1 protein-coding gene is annotated in these 531 nt (G+C 33.9%); it reads left to right on the forward strand.

The window, feature by feature from the left end:
* Positions 1 to 369 (forward strand): undecaprenyl-diphosphate phosphatase (locus ABCO64_RS10800; RefSeq protein ID WP_343089482.1); only part of this gene is annotated, 369 nt, incomplete at its 5' end.
* Positions 370 to 531: the final 162 nt, after the last annotated feature.

Below are 531 nucleotides of genomic sequence, written 5' to 3' on the forward strand. Positions count from 1 at the left end.
AAATTGGTTGATGCATTGGTCATCGGTCTTGTTCAAGTAATAGCTTTGTTGCCTGGTATTTCACGAAGCGGTTCGACGTATGTTGGAGGGTTGTTTCGCCGCCTTAAGTTTGAAACAGTGATAGAGTACTCTTTTATGCTTTATATTCCAGTCAGTATTGGAACTATGATTTTAGAAATACGAGATATTTCGAGTTTTACAGCCCATTCACCTTTGGCGCTTTTGATATCATTTGTAGCAAGTGGAATGATGACTTATTTAGCCTTTAAATGGTTTGTGAACGCGGTTAAACAAGGAAACCTTAAATATTTTGCCTATTACTGTTTCGTTGTTGGAACGATTGCTTTGGGCGCATGGTTAATTATCTAATGTAATGTTGAATAAAATAAATACATACGAGATTTATACACAAAAATTTCGTATGTTTTTTTTATAAGCTACTATTTTGGCCTGTAATAATTTGCGTATTCTATACGTCATTATTGCAAGCATTAAAATTTAAAATGAAACCTTAACCATTAAGGGTAATGC

Source organism: Methanocalculus natronophilus (assembly GCF_038751955.1).
Classification (GTDB): Archaea; Halobacteriota; Methanomicrobia; order Methanomicrobiales; family Methanocorpusculaceae; genus Methanocalculus; species Methanocalculus natronophilus.